At 32.4% G+C, this 18,274-nt stretch carries 15 protein-coding genes; all 15 read left to right on the top strand.

The annotated features are described in order from the left end of the window. The coding region (locus G6CMJM_RS02855; protein ID WP_195157018.1) for a hypothetical protein at positions 1-292 on the top strand (292 nt) is incomplete at its 5' end. Between the two features lie 96 nt (positions 293-388). After that, positions 389-1,735, top strand: a complete 1,347-nt coding sequence (locus tag G6CMJM_RS02850; RefSeq protein WP_129718969.1) for a glycine--tRNA ligase — start codon at positions 389-391, stop codon at positions 1,733-1,735. Next, entirely contained in the window at positions 1,735-2,514 is a 780-nt protein-coding gene (locus G6CMJM_RS02845) for a TrmH family RNA methyltransferase (RefSeq protein WP_129718968.1), read from the top strand. Before G6CMJM_RS02850 ends, G6CMJM_RS02845 begins: the two co-directional genes overlap by 1 nt. 23 nt (positions 2,515-2,537) lie before the next feature. Further along, on the top strand, positions 2,538-3,089 hold the full coding sequence (locus G6CMJM_RS02840) for a CYTH domain-containing protein (protein WP_129718967.1): 552 nt from the start codon (positions 2,538-2,540) through the stop codon (positions 3,087-3,089). Positions 3,090-3,345: 256 nt separating this feature from the next. Then, positions 3,346-6,198 (top strand): SpaA isopeptide-forming pilin-related protein, encoded by a 2,853-nt coding sequence (locus tag G6CMJM_RS02835; protein ID WP_129718966.1) that lies wholly within the window; start codon positions 3,346-3,348, stop codon positions 6,196-6,198. A 79-nt stretch (positions 6,199-6,277) separates the two neighbouring features. Then, positions 6,278-7,327: a Kiwa anti-phage protein KwaB-like domain-containing protein gene (locus tag G6CMJM_RS02830; RefSeq protein WP_129718965.1), complete on the top strand. Its 1,050-nt coding sequence runs from the start codon at positions 6,278-6,280 to the stop codon at positions 7,325-7,327. 10 nt (positions 7,328-7,337) lie between these two features. Then, positions 7,338-8,882 (top strand): ATP-dependent DNA helicase, encoded by a 1,545-nt coding sequence (locus tag G6CMJM_RS02825; RefSeq protein ID WP_129718964.1) that lies wholly within the window; start codon positions 7,338-7,340, stop codon positions 8,880-8,882. 307 nt (positions 8,883-9,189) lie between these two features. Beyond that, on the top strand, positions 9,190-9,495 hold the full coding sequence (locus G6CMJM_RS03220) for a hypothetical protein (protein WP_165302687.1): 306 nt from the start codon (positions 9,190-9,192) through the stop codon (positions 9,493-9,495). A 524-nt stretch (positions 9,496-10,019) separates the two neighbouring features. Next, positions 10,020-10,907, top strand: coding sequence for a 16S rRNA (cytosine(1402)-N(4))-methyltransferase RsmH (gene rsmH, locus G6CMJM_RS02820; RefSeq protein WP_129718963.1), 888 nt, complete (start codon positions 10,020-10,022; stop codon positions 10,905-10,907). A gap of 213 nt (positions 10,908-11,120) precedes the next feature. Then, on the top strand, positions 11,121-11,483 hold the full coding sequence (locus tag G6CMJM_RS02815; protein ID WP_129718962.1) for a hypothetical protein: 363 nt from the start codon (positions 11,121-11,123) through the stop codon (positions 11,481-11,483). Positions 11,484-11,521: 38 nt separating this feature from the next. Continuing rightward, complete coding sequence (locus tag G6CMJM_RS02810) at positions 11,522-13,267, top strand: peptidoglycan D,D-transpeptidase FtsI family protein (RefSeq protein ID WP_129718961.1); 1,746 nt, start codon at positions 11,522-11,524, stop codon at positions 13,265-13,267. Positions 13,268-13,269: 2 nt separating this feature from the next. Further along, positions 13,270-14,295, top strand: a complete 1,026-nt coding sequence (mraY, locus tag G6CMJM_RS02805) for a phospho-N-acetylmuramoyl-pentapeptide-transferase (RefSeq protein ID WP_129718960.1) — start codon at positions 13,270-13,272, stop codon at positions 14,293-14,295. Between the two features lie 3 nt (positions 14,296-14,298). Then, the gene (locus G6CMJM_RS02800; protein WP_129718959.1) at positions 14,299-15,789 is read left to right on the top strand and encodes an FtsW/RodA/SpoVE family cell cycle protein; all 1,491 of its coding nucleotides are present in this window, start codon (positions 14,299-14,301) and stop codon (positions 15,787-15,789) included. Further along, the gene (locus G6CMJM_RS02795; protein WP_165302685.1) at positions 15,725-16,885 is read left to right on the top strand and encodes a UDP-N-acetylglucosamine--N-acetylmuramyl-(pentapeptide) pyrophosphoryl-undecaprenol N-acetylglucosamine transferase; all 1,161 of its coding nucleotides are present in this window, start codon (positions 15,725-15,727) and stop codon (positions 16,883-16,885) included. Before G6CMJM_RS02800 ends, G6CMJM_RS02795 begins: the two co-directional genes overlap by 65 nt. Positions 16,886-16,910: 25 nt before the next feature. Continuing rightward, on the top strand, positions 16,911-17,801 hold the full coding sequence (locus G6CMJM_RS02790; RefSeq protein WP_129718957.1) for a cell division protein FtsQ/DivIB: 891 nt from the start codon (positions 16,911-16,913) through the stop codon (positions 17,799-17,801). Positions 17,802-18,274 lie beyond the last annotated feature (473 nt).

Raw genomic sequence — 18,274 nt, 5'->3', positions numbered from 1 at the left:
TGCTAACGCAAATGCTAACGCAAATGCTAACGCAAATGCTAACGCAAATGCTAATAACAATAATAATGGTTCTTCTAGCTCAAAACCTTCTAGTTCTATTATAAAAGGAGAGGAAATAAAGATAGATCCTAGCGTAGATAATCATAAGCATGATACAAAAAACCTTACACCAAATACGGGAGTATCAAAGGGTAATGATAATAGTATAGTAGCTATCGTTATTGCAGGTTTATCATTATTAGCTATCACTATCTTCTCTGCAATTTCTATTCGTAAGAAAAATAATAAATAATTTACCATAAAGCTACCCTAAGGGGTAGTTTTATTTTTATGCTAAAATATGCTAAAATATTCCTAATTATTAAAAATAGATTAAAGAGGAAAAATAATGAATAGTGACCGTATGGAACAGATTGTTAGCTTAGCTAAACGCCGAGGATTTATTTGGCAAGGAAGTGATGTTTATGGTGGCATGCGGGGAACTTGGGACTACGGTCCATTAGGCGTTGCTTTAAAACATAAAATAATGCAGGAATGGTGGAGCTTTTGGGTTGAAGAGAGAAGTGATATGTATGGTGTTGATGCCGCTATTATTATGAACCCAAAAGTTTGGCAAGCAAGTGGACATGTTGCTACTTTTTCTGATCCATTAGTAGAGGATTTGAAGACGGGGGAAAGATATCGTGCAGATCATCTATTAAAAGACTCTGGCGTTAATGCTGAGGGTTTAAGTAATGAGCAGTTAACTGCTAAAATAAAAGAATATGGCGTTAAATCTCCAAATGGCAATGAGCTCAGTGAAGTTCGTAATTTCAATATGATGTTTCAAACTAATGTAGGCGCAGTTGTGAATGATAATTCTGTAGCTTACTTAAGGCCAGAAACAGCACAAGGTATTTTTACTAATTATAAAAATGTTGTTGATAGTTTTTATCCAGACTTACCTTTTGGTATTGCACAGCAAGGTAAAGCTTTTCGTAATGAAATTAGTCCAAGAGATTTTGTTTTCCGTAGTAGAGAATTTGAACAAATGGAGATTGAATATTTTGTAAACCCTAATAATTGGCAGCAAGATTTTGACTCGCTATTGTCTTCAACTTATAAATTCTTAACTGAGAAAATGGGTCTTAATGCTAACGATATTCATGAGTTGGATGTTCCAGAAGAAGATCGTGCACATTATTCTAAAAAAACTATTGATATTGAATTTGATTATCCAATTGGTAGGGAAGAATTAATGGGTATTGCTTACAGAACAGATTTTGACCTTAGCAATATTGCTCGAGTAAGTGGCAAAAATATGGAATATGTTGATAAAAATAGTAAAGAAAAATTTATTCCTCATGTTATTGAACCAAGTTTTGGTGTGGAGCGTCTACTTATGGCTATATTATCTACTGCCTATACTGAAGTGCAAGAAGATGGCAAGACACGCACTTACTTAAAATTCCCAGACAATCTAGCCCCTATAAGCATTATAGTGGCACCACTCCTAAAAAATAAACCAGCATTAGTAGAAAAGGCTAAAGAAGTATATAATCAATTACGTAAAAAATATAATAATGTTAGCTTAGATATGAGTGGTAAAATTGGCAAGGTCTATGCTAAAGCTGATGAAATTGGAGTACCTAAAGTAGTGGTTATCGACTTTGATACTATCGAAAAAGATGGTCAGGTAAGCGTTAGAAATCGTGACGATGCATCACAAATTAGGCAAAAGGCTGATGAAATTTAATGCAAGCTATTAGCTCTAACAAAAATATTTTTGTTAAAAAACTTATTCAACTAAGTTCATCCTCTAAAGCTAGGAGAAAACAGGGTTTAACTATTGTTGAAGGTATTCATTTAACTAGTGAATACCTTAAAAAAGTTGGCAGTCCTGAATATTGTATTTTGGCTAGCGATATTGATAATTCCGAAATTAATGATATTGTCTTAGAGTGTCAAAAAAGAAAAGTAAAAATTATTACTATTGAGCAAAATATTTATACAAAAATAAGCCCAGTAGTGACTAGTGCAGGTATTATGTTTGTTATAAAAAATACCAATAGTGCAGTAGATATAAATTATGAAATAGGCACGGTAATATTAGATGGTGTTCAAGATGCAGGTAATCTTGGTACTATCTTACGCTCGGCAGTGGCTACAGGGGTTAAACAAATTATTTGTAGCCAAAATACAGTTTCGGCTTGGTCGCCAAAAGTTTTAAGGGCAGGAATGGGCGCACATTATTCTTTAAATATTATTGAAAATCAAAATTTAACAGATATTGTTCCTAATTTTAAAGTGCCAATATTTACAACTAGCTTAAAAGCTACTAATAGCATTTATCAAACCAATTTATCAGGGGAAGTTGTTTGGATTTTTGGTAATGAGGGCCAAGGCGTTTCTAAGGAAATACAAGCTTTAGTAACTAATCATATTATAATTCCACAAAGCAGTAATATTGAAAGCTTAAATGTAGCAATGGCCGCTACTATATGTATGTTTGAAAAAATGAGGCAATCCTTATAAGGTAGTCGTGTTATAATTAATGTATGAAACTAGTTATTATAAAAGCAAAAGTTAAAAATAAAGTTGATTTTATCCGTAAATTAAATGATGCTGGACATGATTTTCCCCATGCTATTTTTCAGAACGATAGGGTATTTCTGCCTCGTGGGTACCAACCAAGTCGTAATTTACCTAAAATTATTGTGCGTACTGAAATTATTGAACCGAAACGCAAACCATGGTTTCAGTTGCTACAAAAACGCCATATTCAAGCTGATGATACCAATTTAATACATATTACGCCGGTACTTAATTATAGCGAAACAGCGCATATTATTCAGCAGTTAGGACTTGAGTATAAAGTAGAAGTTCTTAGAAATCGCCAAAAGCTACAAATTGAGGATACGACTTTTTATCTTGATGATGTTGATGGGTTAGGTACTTACATTAAATTAGAAAGAGAAGTTAAAAAAGGAGATAACCCAGCGCAGATCCGCCAAGAATTATGGGATGTATTGGAAGTTCTAGGAATTGATAAAACTTTAGAAGAACCAGACACTTACACGGCTCAAATACTTAAAAAGAAGAGTAAATAAAGTTACCAGCAAGAATAAACCATAAAAACGCTCTCACTAAAGTTAGAGAGCGTTTTTATTTTATTACTTGCTTATTTATGAAGCTTATGCTAAAATATTGTTAACTAATAATTTAGGAGAATTATTTTAGGGAAAAGGAGGAAAATAAAAGGGTTAAATATTTTTCTATTTTAAAAAATACGGACTTTTACTAAAAACAATACGCAGTAGAGTAAAGTTCAAAAATTAAATTAAAAGTAAATTTAAAAGGGTTAAAATGAAATTAAGAAATAAAATTCCACTAAAAGGGAAGTTTTTATATTCAGCACTAGTTGTTTTGTTTGCTGTTTTAACTATTCCTGCAATTAAATTATTTACAGGTGCTAACGCTGCTACGAATGGTGATTATTTTTTACAGGCTAGTACTTGGAGAACACTTACATTAGCACAATCTATCGGTGGTAATGCTAGCTATACAGCTCCAGTTATTTTTAATGATGTTCAGCCACTATATTGTCTAAACCATGACTTAGAAGAACCGCATTCTACATATTATGATAAAAATACTGCAGTAAAGGCAGCTTACAGCGATCCTCGTATGATAGGTGCTTTATACTATGGTTTTGGTGGTAAAGACCAGTCTCTTCAACAAAAGCATAATATTAGCAATGATGAAGCTCAATGGGCGACCCAAATGGCTGTTTGGATCCATGCTAAAGCTTTAGGTATTGAAAATAACACAACTAAATCTATAGATGTTAATGATATGAATTTTGATAATGCTTCCGTTGGCAATTATCTAAAAGAATTATTAACAAAAACACAAAATGTTAGTGCGACTAGTGCTACGCAAAATACTAGCTCGGTTTCATTAACTAATGAACAGCATTTTAGGGAAAATGGTTATGAAGTGATTACTTATGATATTACTATAGGCACTGGAACCAACTCTAATGATTGGACTTTTAATAAAACTGCTGGTGGCAGTGATGTGATTATTGAAAAAACTGCAGACAACAAATTAAAAATAAAAAAGCCAATTGGTCTTGCTGATACAGTTACTGGAACAGTATCTCGTGACCCATCTACCATAGTTCAAAATACACATAAGGTTGGTTCTTTAGTGCTGCTTTCTAGAGATTCTAGCAAACAAAACTTAATTCAGCTCGATGATGAAACTACAAGTACTACAACTACCGTGCCTCCTACATCATTCCGTGCCACTTTTGTAGCTAGTAACAAAGATCTAACAGTTGAAATTACTAAAACCGACAATGAATCAAACAGGGTTCAAGGTGTAGTATTTGAAGTAGCTACAGACAATGCCTTTACTCAGAATAAAAAAGAAATTACAACCACTGCAAATGGTACAGCACAAGCTGTTTATACAGTAGCAGAATCATTAAATTCTTTCACACTTTATATTCGTGAAAAAAGTGCACCAGCACACCTTATCAAATCTAATGAAGTTAAACAAGTTACTTTTACTGGCAACGAAAGGTCTAAACAAGTTAGTTTCGTTAACGAATTAAAAACTGGACGTGTTGAAATTACTAAGGTAGATGAAAATAATAGCCCGGTAAGTGGTGTAGTTTTCGAAATTGCTGATAATAATAACTTTACTAATAGCCAAAGGCTAACTACAGGTGTTAATGGAATTGTTAACTCTAGTGCTATCAAATTCCCAGCTAACCAAAGTCAAGTAACTATGTATGTGCGTGAGGTTAGTGCGCCTTCCCACCTAATTGTATCTAACGAAGTTAAAACTGTTACTTTGAACGATAATAATAGGTTAGGGCGAGTAACTTTTGTTAACAATATTAAAAAAGTAGATATTAGAATAACTAAAACATTAGTAGGTGGCGGAGATGTAAGTGGCGTAGTGTTTGAAGTTTCTACTAACCGAAATTTCCCAGCAGGAGAAGTATGGACATTACAACCAACTAATAATAATGGCCAAACTATTGGGCACAATATACCACTAAAAAATGGCGAAATATCTAAAACGCTATGGGTACGCGAAAAGTCAGTTCCAAATCATATGGTGCTAAATAATACCCCTAAGTCAATTACAATTCAAGCTGGTCAAACTGGTGAGTTAAGATTTGAGAATGAACCTAAAGCTTATCAGAGTATAAAGATTATTAAAAAGGATGAGACAGGCAAACTAGTTCCTGGTGTAGTTTTTGAAATTGCAGACAATAAAGATTTTAATAATTCAATAGAAGATACTACTAAACCTAATGGTTCGACAGTGCTAACAACTGGTATACTATCTTCACCTAATGATTCACTATCTAAAACTTATTATATCCGTGAAAAATCAGTACCAAGCCACTTAGTACTTTCTGATGAAGTAAAGACTATTACAGTCAAGGCTGAAGAAAATGCAACACTTCGAAATGTAAAGTTTGTTACTGTAGAATTCATCAACAAACTTAAAAGATATAATGTAGAACTTTCAAAGAGTGATTTATCAAATTCTGCTCCTATCGAAGGCGTAACATTAACAATTTATAAAGCTGAAGACAAAAACAATACAAATAAGATTTTCGAACAAGTGACAGACAAAACGGGTAAATTAAAAGGATTAAGTCTATTACCTGGTAAGTATAAATTTTATGAAACTCATGCCACAATAGGTTATAAAATTAACCCTAATGCACATTATTTTGAAGTTAAAAATGATGGTAAAGTTATTGGTGAAACCAATATGACCGACGAGCGCCAAGATTATGATTTTATAATTAATAAAGTTGATGACAAAGGTAATAAAGTAGCCGGTGTAGTGTTCTCTGCTAAAAATAAATTAACAGGTAAAGAAGTACAAGCTACTACCGACAAAGATGGCATTGCACATTTCCATGGAATTTGGGGAGAATATGAGATCCGTGAAGTGTCTGCGCCGGAAGGATTAATTAAGGACGAAAAAACTTACACACTAAACCTTAATAAAGATGGATCTTATGAAAAAATTAAAGTAGTTAACAAAACTATTCCATCCGAGCAACCAGCATTACCAAAAACTGGTGAAGGTAAAAATGGCCAAAGTGGAATATTAATTTCTATGGCAGTAGCTTTCAGCTCACTACTTGGTTTAACAGTAGCTTTTATGGTTAAAAAACACTAATAATTACTCCTAAAATTTCTTAACAAAACAGCCCTTAGCGAGGGGCTGTTTTAGTTTAAAATATGGTAAAATAGTAGATATGGAAGAAGAGAAACGAATTGATAATATTGAAGATGAAAAACTTGAACAATTAGATAAGGAAGATACTATTAAAGAAACTGAAAGTGTAGATATTTTTCAGTGGGCTAATTTAACAGACGGAATTAAAAATGATTTAGATGTAGAGTTTTTCTTATTCAATAAAAGTTTCATTCCTTTTACTACACGTTTTGCAGGTGAGCTAAATGTACAAATCAAGCCATTATTTCTATTTGATTTAATTAATTTTGTAAATATGGGTGCAGGTACAGGCCTTGCTGTGCGTGACTATGAGATGGATACCGATAAAGAGGCATTATTAAAAACAACTTTGCAAAAAGTACAGCATGCTGATAACTTAATAGATATAGTAGAACATCAATACAGTGATATTGTTGAATTTAATGAAGCTGAACACGACTTTAAGAAAATCAAGGGTATTTTAGCTCGCTTTACTGGTAGGAATGGGGAAAAATTTTATGTTGCTAAACAAATTCAACAAGGGCAAGTTCTTCGTGGTGCTACTGCTTGGGAGTTTAGAGGGGGCAAATTTGGTGCTTTTGAACCTGAATTTGGTTTAAAGATACAGCCAGATAATCAAGTATTAATCATTAAGAATGATATTTTTATTTTCAACCAATCAAAATTTGAAAAATTATTTAACTATGATTATAAAAAACAAGTTATAGCTGATCAAAAAGTTGCTGAAATTGAATCAAAATATAAGTTAAGTTTTCCTGATGGATTAGATCTGCAAACCTTAGTAAGGGAGAATCGTAAAGTTGCTACTAAATTGCAAAAAATGGCAGATATTGGTGAAATTCCACAAGAAAAGGTTATAGAATATGCTGACGATATGCAATTAGAACTAATGACTGACGATAATGGGGCTATCATCATTATGGATAAGCATGACCTTGATATGTTCGTAAACTTAATTAATGAAGACTATATTACTAGTGAAGTAACTGGAAAACGCTATGAAATTAGGGCCAAAAAACTACTAGATGAGCCTGACGGCGAACCGCCACGAACAATGATAGAAGGTTAAAACCTCAATTATGAAACAAGCTTTAGCTTTAGAAATTATGCTAAATGGCGAAAATGTATTTTTAACTGGTGCTGCAGGTAGTGGAAAAACTTATACCTTAAACCAGTTTATTAATATTGCTCGTAGCATGGGAAAAAAAATATCTGTAACTGCCACTACAGGTTTAGCTGCAACACATTTAAACGGTAATACAATTCATGCCTGGAGCGGTTTAGGTATTCATGATTATATTACTCCTAAATTTATTGATAAAATGTCTAAAGTAAGGCAAGAAACCATTAAAAAAACTGATATTTTAATTATTGATGAGATCTCGATGTTGCACGATTTTCGCCTTGATATGGTAGATGATGTTTGCCGTCGGATTCGTCAGCAGGAAGATCAGCCATTTGGCGGAATTCAAATTGTTTTATGTGGAGATTTCTTTCAATTGCCTCCTATTAATAAAGGTATAAATAGAGTGGGTAATTTTGTTACTCACTCTAATGTATGGAGGGAAGCGAATTTTACAATTTGTTACCTGGAAGAAAATTATAGGCAAAAATCTGATGAGCTAATAGATATTTTAAATGCAATTCGAGAGGGTGATGTAAGAAGACGGCACGCAGAGGCTTTACTGAGTAGGTTAAATTCTGATGATCTTCCACTAGATTTGGAGGATATTATAGAGCTTCATACCACTAATATAGATGTAGATATCATTAATGAAAGCAAGCTATCAGATATATCTGAAAAAGAATTTACCTATCAGCAAACTACTACAGGTGCTAAAAATTACGTAACAACACTACAGAAGTCTGTTTTAGCTCCAGAATTTTTACGTCTTAAAAAAGGTGCTTTAGTAATGGCTGTTAGAAATTCACAAAACCATCAATATGTAAATGGATCTATAGGTGAAGTTATTGATTTTGAAAAGTATAGTGAATATCCTATAGTTGCTTTTAAAAATGGAAAAACTTTAACTGTAGTTCCTGAATCTTGGGAATTAAGAGACGGCGATAAAAAACGAGCTTCCATTACGCAAATTCCACTAAGGTTAGCTTATGCTATAACTATTCATAAATCCCAAGGTATGACTTTAGACTCTGCTAAAATAAATCTACAGAAAGCTTTTTCTGAGGGTATGGGGTATGTAGCCTTATCTCGAGTTAAAGCACTAGATAAGATCTATTTAATAGGTATTAATAAAAAAGCCTTACTTGTCAGCGATGAAGCTAGTAAAATAGATAAAGTTCTTAAACAAAAAAGCCTAGAAGCTGAAAAGAAGTTCTCGTATTTAAATGAGATTGCCGAAAAAAGAGCCAAGGGAATTACTATTGAAGAAAATAATTATAATAAACAAAATAAAAGTGTAACTTCTTGGAAAGAAAAGTTGGAAAATATGAGAAAACAATTTCCGAACGCCTATAGGCCTTGGAAAAGTTCAGATGATGCAGAGCTTAAAAGGTTATTTAAAACAGGCAATAATATTGAATATATTAGTACTCAGTTAGGTCGTCATCCTAATTCAATAAAAATGCGTCTTCAAAAGCATTTTGGCGATGACATCATTTAACGCTAAATAATAAGAGTAGAGGACAACAATAATAAAAAGAAGGCAACTAGATGCCTTCTTTTTATTATCTTAAGATAGATACAGAAGTAACTTATTCTATATAATAAAATATATTTATGTCAAAAAAATATAAAAAATAAAATATTGTTTTGTCAAGCGAACAGATAATAATGACATCGTATAAGAAAGTTGTATAATATATTAAACATAAATATATTGACAATTTAATATAATTATGCTAATATAAAAACATACAAAACAATTAAGATTAAATAAAGTCAAAAAAATAAAAAAGGAAAAATAAAAAATGGCAACTAAGAAACAAGTTGAAGCTAAAAAAACTACTAAAGTAACTAAAAAAGAAGATGATAAAGTAAAGAAAGTTACAAAAAAAGATCAAGAAATTAAAAAAGCTAAAAAACTTCTAACTAATAACGGCATACATATTACTGAAGATGGGGAAGTGGTAGTTGACCAATCTGTTCAAGATTTTCGTAGTGCAGTTCTAGTATTATCATTAGCTATCAATCTTGTAGTATTTATCACTTGGATCATATTACAGTACACAACACATTACGATATGGCGTTAGTACATGCTTTCTTGCCTCGCTAATAGCGAGGCTTTTGCCTTATATGGAGTTTTCAACATTTTTTGGTAAATTTGTGGAAAACTGCTTCATATCTGTTTTAATACTTGTTTTTACACATGATTGTGGAAAAATATATATAAAATTACAATAGCAATACAATATTTTGTCAAAAAAGGTATTGCTTAAATTTTTAATAAGCTTTACAATAAAGTCAGTGGAAAGCAGAAAGCGACCAAAACAAACAAATCCACTAAAATCAAAAATAAAAGTTCCTTAAAATAAATATTGTAATTGGACTTGAAGTCGGATATCCGGTGGCTAGACAACTGGACTTTTTCCGTCGACCAGTATAAAATAAAGGGCGGAGTACATTCTAAAACCTCCCAAAAATAAAACTCCACCTCATATATAAGTCTCTCAAACGACAATATGGTTAACTACAAGTTAAGCAAAAAATGTCGACTTATAATTTTAAAACCCAAAAACAAAAACTTTTACAAAAACAAAAAGTTTAACCATCGGGTACTTGACTTTAAGGAAGATTACAATGCAAAAATCAGTTCACATACCAGTTCTATTACAAGCTAGCCTTGATCATCTTAAGCCCAAAACAGGTGAATCGTATTTAGATTTAACCGCAGGCTATGGTGGACATGCTAGCAATTTTTTAGATGTAACTAAAAATTATACACAATCGGTACTTGTTGATCGTGATCAGAATGCTGTAGATTCGCTTGGCTTCCTTATAGAGAAAGGTGCTAGAATGATTCATTCTGATTTTTTATCGGCATCCGAACAGCTAGTAAGAGAAGGTAGAAAGTTCGATATTATTTTAGCTGATTTTGGTGTTTCGTCACCTCAGCTAGATATTGCAGAAAGAGGGTTCTCCTTTTTGCGCGATGGTGATTTAGATATGCGAATGAATCCATCTCAAGAGCTAACTGCAAACTATATAGTTAATAAATACTCTAAAAAAGAACTATTAAAAATTTTAGTTGAGTTTGGTGAAGAAAAGCGAGGATTTTCTGAGCGTATAGTTGATAAAATTATAGAAACTAGAAAGAAAAATCCAATAACATCAACTACTCAATTAGCTGATTTGATTTTAAGTGTACATAAAGGTGGGTGGCAAAAAACACACCCAGCAACTCGCACATTTCAGGCAATCAGGATTGCTGTTAATCAAGAATTAGAGCAGATTGAAAAGATGCTACTATTGTTACCAAAAATGTTAAATCCAGGTGGCAGGGTAGGTATTATCACTTTTCATAGCCTTGAAGATAAGCTTGTTAAAAATTATTTTAAGCAAGATTCCTTAAAGGGGCTTGAATCTAATTTCTTATTTATCACAAAAAAGCCTGTAAGTGGTGCAGTAGAAGATGCTCACAATCCACGATCGCGTAGTGCTAAATTACGTGTTTCGATTAGAAAATAAAAACCAAAAAAAAGGAGGCGAGATGCCAAAAACAATCAAAGTAAGTTACGCAAACGAGTCTTCACGCGTAAAAGTTAACTTTCGCTAAAAAAGAAGTTAATTAATTTTATCAAAATAAAGCACCAGCTAGAACTGGTTGGTGCTTTATTTAAAAACTGCAATTATTTAAAATATATAAACCGTAATAAAAATTAAAAATAAAAGAAAATAAAAATGGCAAGGACACAAACTTCAACATACAGCACTCGTCGTAGAAGACAAACTTCCGCAAGGTCATACGGACGTAATTCTAATATCGCAATTTTTCAACCAACTGCTAAAATTGGTATTGCTTCACGTTTTGTAATGATTGCTTTATTGCTTGCTAGTTTAGGTATTAGTTTTTTGACAAGTACCTCTAAGCCATCCATATATGGAAATGAAATTCAGAAAATAGATGATAAAATTGCAGAATTAGAAGTTAAAAAATCTGACCTAGAAGTTGAGAACGCACGCCTTACAGCTCTTTCTAATATTGAGCATAGTGAAGTTGCTAAGAATCTAACAACTCCAGTTGCTGTAAATTACGCTGAGTAATTTTATAGCTTAAGCTTAAGTATGATAAAATATTATTTATGAAATCTGTTTTTCAATCTGCAAGTCGAATAACAATATTAGCTAATTTTATTTTTTTAGCATTCGCTGTTATTGTTATCCGACTTTTTTATTTACAAATTATTCAAGGTAGTGAATATAAAAAATTAGCAAATCGTGAACAGATTAAACAGGACACTATTCCAGCCCATCGTGGATTAATTTATGCTATGGACGGTAAAAAACCTATAAAGTTAGTTATGAATGAGACTATTTATACAGTTTTTATTGATCCAAAAGTGGATAACCCAAAAGCGAAGACTGAGGCAATAAAATTATTGCGCGAAGTTGCTGGAGGGAATTTGAAAGGAAATATTGAAGATGCCTTTAAGAAGAGAGATTCCAGATATGAAGTTGTAGCAACTAAGCTAAGTCATAAACAAGCTGATGTTATTGCCTCTAAAAAGAACCCTTATATAGGCTTAGAGCCAGTATCAAGAAGAGTTTATCCTGAAGGGCAATTAGCTAGCCAAGTATTAGGTTTTGTTAATTATGAAGGGGGCAAATACGGTATTGAATCATCTTTTAATAAAGAGCTTACCGGTAAAGATGGTTTACTAAAAACAGCTAAGGATGTGTTAGGTGCGCCTTTAGTTATTGGCTCCGAAAATATAGAAAGGCCACCAGTAAACGGTAAAAATATAGTATTATCTATCGACCGTAATATTCAAGCACAAACCGAGAGAGTATTGCAAAAACATATGCAAAAAAAAGGTATGAAAAATGGTTCAGTATTAGTTATGAATCCAAATAATGGCAAAGTTTTAGCTATGGCAAACTATCCAACTTATGACCCTTCTAAATTTGGAGAAGTAAAAGATGGATCTGTTTTTAACAATAATACGGTAACTATGCCTTACGAGAATGGATCGGTTATTAAGTCTTTTACTATGGCGATGGGCATAAATGAGGGGGTTGCTAAGGGGCAAGATACTTACTATAATGCAGATTTTATTAAAGTTGAAGATCGAACTATTAAGAACGCAGTATTAGGTCATACTGGTCAAATTACTTTTCAAACAGCCATGAATTATTCTTTAAATACAGGTATGGTTACTATAGCTAATAGGCTAGGAAGTAATGGGATGATTGATAATAAATCAAGAAATACTATTTATGATTATTTACATAATCGTTTTGGGCTAGGTAAAAAAACAGGTATAGAAGTTGCTGAAAGTACAGGTACCGTGATTCCTCCCGATAAGGTAGAGGGAAATAACGTTCGCTATTCTAATATGACTTTTGGGCAAGGTATGGATACAACCATGATACAGACTGCTACTGCTTTTTCATCATTAATTAACGGCGGAAACCTTTATAGGCCTAGCTTAATTAATGGCGAAGTAACACAAGAAGGTGCGTTTGAAAAAAATGAAGCACAAATTCATAGACGAAATGTTATTTCAGAAGATACGAGCAAACAAATTAAGCAAATTTTAATTAGCGCACGAGCTAATGCTAATAGGGGAGGTGCAGACAGTAAAGGCTATAATATTGGTGGAAAAACAGGAACATCACAAACCTTAATTGATGGTAAATATGTAGATAACCAAACAATAGGAAGTTACCTAGGATTTGGTGGTGGTAAACAAAGTGAATATGTTATAATGGTTGCAGTTTGGGGTAAGAATCAGAACTTACAAGGTCATAGTGATGCAAGCCCGATTTTTACAGATATATCAAACTGGATGTTAAATTATTTAGAAGTTAAACCTACGGAAGGATAATCATGAGCGGTCTAACACATCAATTAATTATTGCAGCACTATTTAGCCTTGGTGGTTTTATACTATCCATGGCATTAACTCCAATTTATACTTTTTTTGCTTATAAGTATAAATTTTGGAAAAAACAAAAAACAGCTTCTGTTACTGGTGAAAAATTAAAAATTGTTAGTAAATTACATGCTAAAAAAATAGCCAGAAATATACCTACTATGGCAGGAATTATTGCAGTAGTAGCTATTACTATTTTAACTTTTGCCTTTAATCTAACACGTGAACAAACTTGGCTGCCACTTGCTGGTCTTATTGGTGGTGCAGCTATTGGTTTAATTGATGACATACTTAATGTATGGGGGACTGACCGTAAAAATGCTGGTCTTCGTGCACCAATTAAATTTGCAATGATTATTTTTGTTGGCTTAGTGCTAGGCTGGTTCTTCTGGTATAAATTAGGCTATACATATGTAATGATTCCGTTTATCGGCAATATTAATATTGGCTGGTTAATTTTACCTCTGTTTGTATTCGCTGTTGTTGCTACCAGTAATGCCGTAAATATATCTGATGGACTAGATGGTCTAGCAGGTGGTTTACTTATGACTAGCTTTGGAGCTTTTGGTATTATTGCTCTTGTTCAAGGGCAGGTAAATCTAGGATTTTTCTGTTTTACCGTTTTAGGTACATTACTAGCATATGTGTGGTTTAATATTTATCCTGCTAGATTCTTTATGGGCGATGTAGGATCTTTTGCTTGGGGTACTTCCTTGGGTGTTGTGGCTATGTTAACTAACAGCTTATTGTTACTCCCTGTAATTGGCTTTATATTTGTGGTAGAGGGTGGTTCAAGTGCTATTCAAATTCTATCTAAAAAAATCCTTCATCGTAAAATATTTATTGCAGCGCCAATCCATCACCATTTAGAGGCTAAAGGCTGGGAAGAAACTAAGATTACTATGCGTTTTTGGGTGGTAGCTACAGTTTTTGCTTTTATTGGTATTATAATGGCACTAGTTGAATATAGGATTTTTTAGAATATGCAAAATAGCCCAAGGCGAAGGAACAGTAGATATGGCTATAGGTCGCAACCGAAATATAGTAGTAGCGTGCCTAAGGCATTTAGCTTATTTTTTCAAGAAATAAGCAACGGTTTCTTAATTGCTTTTAAAAAACTAGTAATTGATCTTTTTATCATTTTAATAAAAAATCCAACCCTAAAAGCTTGGGATGAAATTCAAGTAGATAAGCATAGAAGACCAGATTTAGAAGGGTTAGAGAACATCCGTAAACATAAAGCAGATTATTCGATCTTAGTTTTTACTGTTTTAATAATTTGTGTAGGGTTAGTAGTTATGTACTCGCTTAGTCCACAAAGAGCCATTTTCTTAAATAAAAATAATGATGCTCACTATTCTAATTACTTTTTCTTTTTTAGACACCTTATTAGTATTGGAATAGGGCTAGGTTTCTTTATAGCAGCAAAAAATTTGCCAATTACCTTTATTTATAGGCATTCAGGTAAATTTTTGATAGCAGGTTATATACTTTGCATCCTTTTAGCTATTATGGGTAAGTTCAATATACCTTTGGCTGATTGTAAGCTAGGAGCTTGTCGTTGGTATAAATTAGGGCTTTTTTCATTCCAGCCAGCTGAATTATTGAAAGTAGGCTTAATGATTTCATTAGCAGTTTTTCTTGGTGCTAAAGCATCTTTAGGCAAAATTAACGATTGGAAAGAAACTATTCTTCCATCAGGTATTTTAGTACTATTAATGATTATTATTGTTGCAGGTTTTCAAAACGATTTAGGCACTACATTATCAGCACTCGCCATAATTGCTTTTCAGTTTTTTGTGGCTGGAATTAATAAGGCGAACATCCGAATATTCCTAACTATACTTGGTATACTTGTTGTTACTGCTATTGCTATAGCGCCACACCGTATATCACGCATTGCTACCTTTATGAATACCGATTGCTCTAACCTTGCTTCTAAAGAAGCTGGGGATGACTACCATATTTGCCATGCAAAAATAGCAATTGGGTCTGGAGGAGTCTTAGGTCTAGGCCTTGGAAATTCTGTGCAGGCTACAGGTTACTTGCCGGAAGTTATTAACGACTCAATATTTGCCGTAATGAGTGAAATGTTTGGTTTTATATGGATGACCTTAATATTATTACTCTTTATGGCATTAATTTATAGACTCTTAAGAATATCTGCATATTCTGAAAATCCAGCTTCTCGTATTCTTTCTGCTGGAGCTGCCGGCTGGTTTTCTATCCATACAATTATTAATATTTTTGCTATGACAGGCCTTGCTCCACTAACAGGGATTACTATGCCATTAGTATCTTATGGTGGCACAAGCATTGTGTTTATTATGATTGTCCTAGGACTAGCATTTAATATTTCTAGTTATACTAACCATTCTGTTGTAAAAGATATAAATGAGGAGGATAAGAATGAAAATTCTCGCAGTAGGCGGAGGCTCAGGGGGACACGTTCTACCCATCGTAGCAGTTTTTAAGAGTTTATTAAATAAAAATAAGGATATTCAACTATCTTTTTGGTGTGATAAAAAATTTGGTCCACAAGCCTTTAAAATTATGCAATCAGAATTTAACGGCAATATAAAAGTTTCTACTATTTATAGTGGCAAATTTCGTCGCTATAATCATTTAACTTTTTTTCAGCACCTGGCTATCCCTAGTATAGTATTTAATAATATAATAGATATGTTCCGTATTATTATGGGAATAATTCAATCTTTTTGTAAATTAATTATTGAGAGACCAGATGTAATTTTTTGTAAAGGTGGATTTGTCTGTGTTCCGGTAGGATTAACGGCTTATATTTTAAGAATACCTATAGTTATTCATGATTCCGACGCACACGCAGGTCTTGCTAACCGTATTCTTAGCCGTTTTGCTAAAAGAATTGCAACAGGAGCTCCGTTAGAATTTTATAATTACCCTAAAGATATATCTACTTATGTAGGAATACCAATTAAAAAAGAATTCAAGCCTTATAATCTAGCTGAAAGAAAAGAATTAAAGAAAGTCTTGGGCTTTAATACTTCAAAATCCTTAATAGTAGTTACTGGAGGTGGGCTAGGTGCAGCAAGGCTAAACAATGCTATAGTAAAGGAAGCTAGTAAATTAGCAAAAAAAACACAAATTTTACTTATTAGTGGAATGGGCCAGTATAAAGAATTAAAAGAAATTACAGAAACTAAGAAAATAAAAGATTTTTACTTAGAAGGTTTTATAGCTGGTAATATGTGGCAATATTTAGCTGCTGCAGATATTGTTATAGCCAGGGCTGGAGCTACATCAAACTTAGAATTATCTAGCTTAGCTAAGCCTACTATACTTGTACCAAATGCTCGTTTAACTGGTGGACATCAGCTTAAAAATGCCCAGGTTTACGCCAAGAATAAAGCAGTTATTATTGTTAGCGATGATGAAATTGAAGATAACCCTAATAAATTAAGTAATGAGATTTTAAAACTAATATCTAATCCTAAGAAAATGGAAGAAATGAGTGGTAAGTTTGTAAAATTTGCTAAGCCAAAAGCTGCAGACGATATGGCTAGTATTATACTTGAAATAGCTAATAAATAATGCTTATGGTATAATTATATTACTAATGAAAGATCAACAGGAGAGGCCTAAAACAAGGCGTGAGCTACGAGCTGAAATACTAGCAAGGAGAGAAAATCGTGATGCTAATTTTAGACGTGGCGAGGCTATTTCTGGATATAAAAAAGAACAAAGTGAAAGAGCTAAAAATAAGAAACTAGCAATAAGACGCCGTAAAATAAGTTTCTTTTTATCGGTTCTTGCTTTTTTGTCTATTTTAATTTTTATATTTTTAGGGCAATTTATCGCTAGTTTTAGCGTATCTAAAGCAGATCAAAATAATATCAACTTGGATAGCGAAAGATATTCAAAAATTATTAATGACTACTTTACTGAAAGACCCATTGAAAGAGTAATTAGTTTTTTAAATAAAAAAGAATTAATTAAAAAGCTACAATCTAGCACTCCAGAAGTTAAAGATATTGAAGATATATCTATTACAGGCATATCTAAATATAAATTTAAAATCTTATTTCGAGAACCTGTAGCCTCTTGGGTTGTTGAAGGTAAAACATTATATGTAGACTCTGATGGAATAGCTTTTGAAAAAAATCTATCAGCTAAAGAGCCAGAAATATCTGTTCATGATGAAAGTGGTATATCTATAAAAGATGGTAAAACTGTTGCCAGCTCTTCATTTTTGAGCTTTATTGGTAAAGTTATTTCTGCTAGTCGAAAAAATAATATTCATATCACTCAGGTTCGTATTCCTCCTCTTAGCCTTAGACAGGTAGAATTAAAGGTTGAAGGATTAAATTATATTATTAAATTATCAAGCAGTGATTCTGCTGAAGGGCAAATTGCAAATTTAAGAAAGGCAATTGATTACTTTAATAAACACCATACAACTTTAAAGTACCTAGACTTAAGGGTGGAAGGTAGGGGATACTATAAATAGATTTTTATAGATAGTTTTTTAAAAAGGTAATAAATTAATGCGGAACAATGTTTTAAAATAAAACTATAGTAATATGTAAAACATAAATAGGGTAGAATTCTTTTTTTGTTCGCTTTTTGTTCTTTGACTAAAATGTATATTGAATATAGCAGGGTATAAAAAACTATATTATAATATTAAAAAATAAAAAGTCAAATTGTCAAAAAAATAGGGTAAGACAGGGAAGCGAAAAATTAAAAAATGTGGAAAACTTTTTAATACATTTACAGCTAGTTTAGATGATTCATATATTGTTAATAAAAATAATAAAAATAAATTAATTAAAAAATATTTAAAATAATTTTAAATAAAAAATTATATATTACTAACTCCCCTAATTTTTTAAAGCTTCTCAGGGTACTTTTATAAGCTATAGGTATAGAGAGCTATATGAATAGATAAGAAACATAAAACATAACTAAAAGTAGTTAGAT

The organism is Candidatus Nanogingivalis gingivitcus, assembly GCF_004151455.1.
Lineage (GTDB): Bacteria > Patescibacteriota > Saccharimonadia > Saccharimonadales > Saccharimonadaceae > Nanogingivalis > Nanogingivalis gingivitcus.
This window is presented reverse-complemented; position numbering and strand designations above follow the sequence as displayed.

Bases quoted from the DNA above. Each gene is read 5' to 3' on its own strand.
- G6CMJM_RS02850 (WP_129718969.1), top strand. From the start codon at position 389: ATGAATAGTGACCGTATGGAACAGATTGTTAGCTTAGCTAAACGCCGA.
- G6CMJM_RS02845 (WP_129718968.1), top strand. From the start codon at position 1,735: ATGCAAGCTATTAGCTCTAACAAAAATATTTTTGTTAAAAAACTTATT.
- mraY (WP_129718960.1), top strand. From the start codon at position 13,270: ATGAGCGGTCTAACACATCAATTAATTATTGCAGCACTATTTAGCCTT.
- G6CMJM_RS02835 (WP_129718966.1), top strand. From the start codon at position 3,346: ATGAAATTAAGAAATAAAATTCCACTAAAAGGGAAGTTTTTATATTCA.
- G6CMJM_RS02825 (WP_129718964.1), top strand. From the start codon at position 7,338: ATGAAACAAGCTTTAGCTTTAGAAATTATGCTAAATGGCGAAAATGTA.
- G6CMJM_RS02790 (WP_129718957.1), top strand. From the start codon at position 16,911: ATGAAAGATCAACAGGAGAGGCCTAAAACAAGGCGTGAGCTACGAGCT.
- G6CMJM_RS02800 (WP_129718959.1), top strand. From the start codon at position 14,299: ATGCAAAATAGCCCAAGGCGAAGGAACAGTAGATATGGCTATAGGTCG.
- G6CMJM_RS02830 (WP_129718965.1), top strand. From the start codon at position 6,278: ATGGAAGAAGAGAAACGAATTGATAATATTGAAGATGAAAAACTTGAA.
- G6CMJM_RS02815 (WP_129718962.1), top strand. From the start codon at position 11,121: ATGGCAAGGACACAAACTTCAACATACAGCACTCGTCGTAGAAGACAA.
- G6CMJM_RS02795 (WP_165302685.1), top strand. From the start codon at position 15,725: ATGAAAATTCTCGCAGTAGGCGGAGGCTCAGGGGGACACGTTCTACCC.
- G6CMJM_RS02840 (WP_129718967.1), top strand. From the start codon at position 2,538: ATGAAACTAGTTATTATAAAAGCAAAAGTTAAAAATAAAGTTGATTTT.
- G6CMJM_RS03220 (WP_165302687.1), top strand. From the start codon at position 9,190: ATGGCAACTAAGAAACAAGTTGAAGCTAAAAAAACTACTAAAGTAACT.
- rsmH (WP_129718963.1), top strand. From the start codon at position 10,020: ATGCAAAAATCAGTTCACATACCAGTTCTATTACAAGCTAGCCTTGAT.
- G6CMJM_RS02810 (WP_129718961.1), top strand. From the start codon at position 11,522: ATGAAATCTGTTTTTCAATCTGCAAGTCGAATAACAATATTAGCTAAT.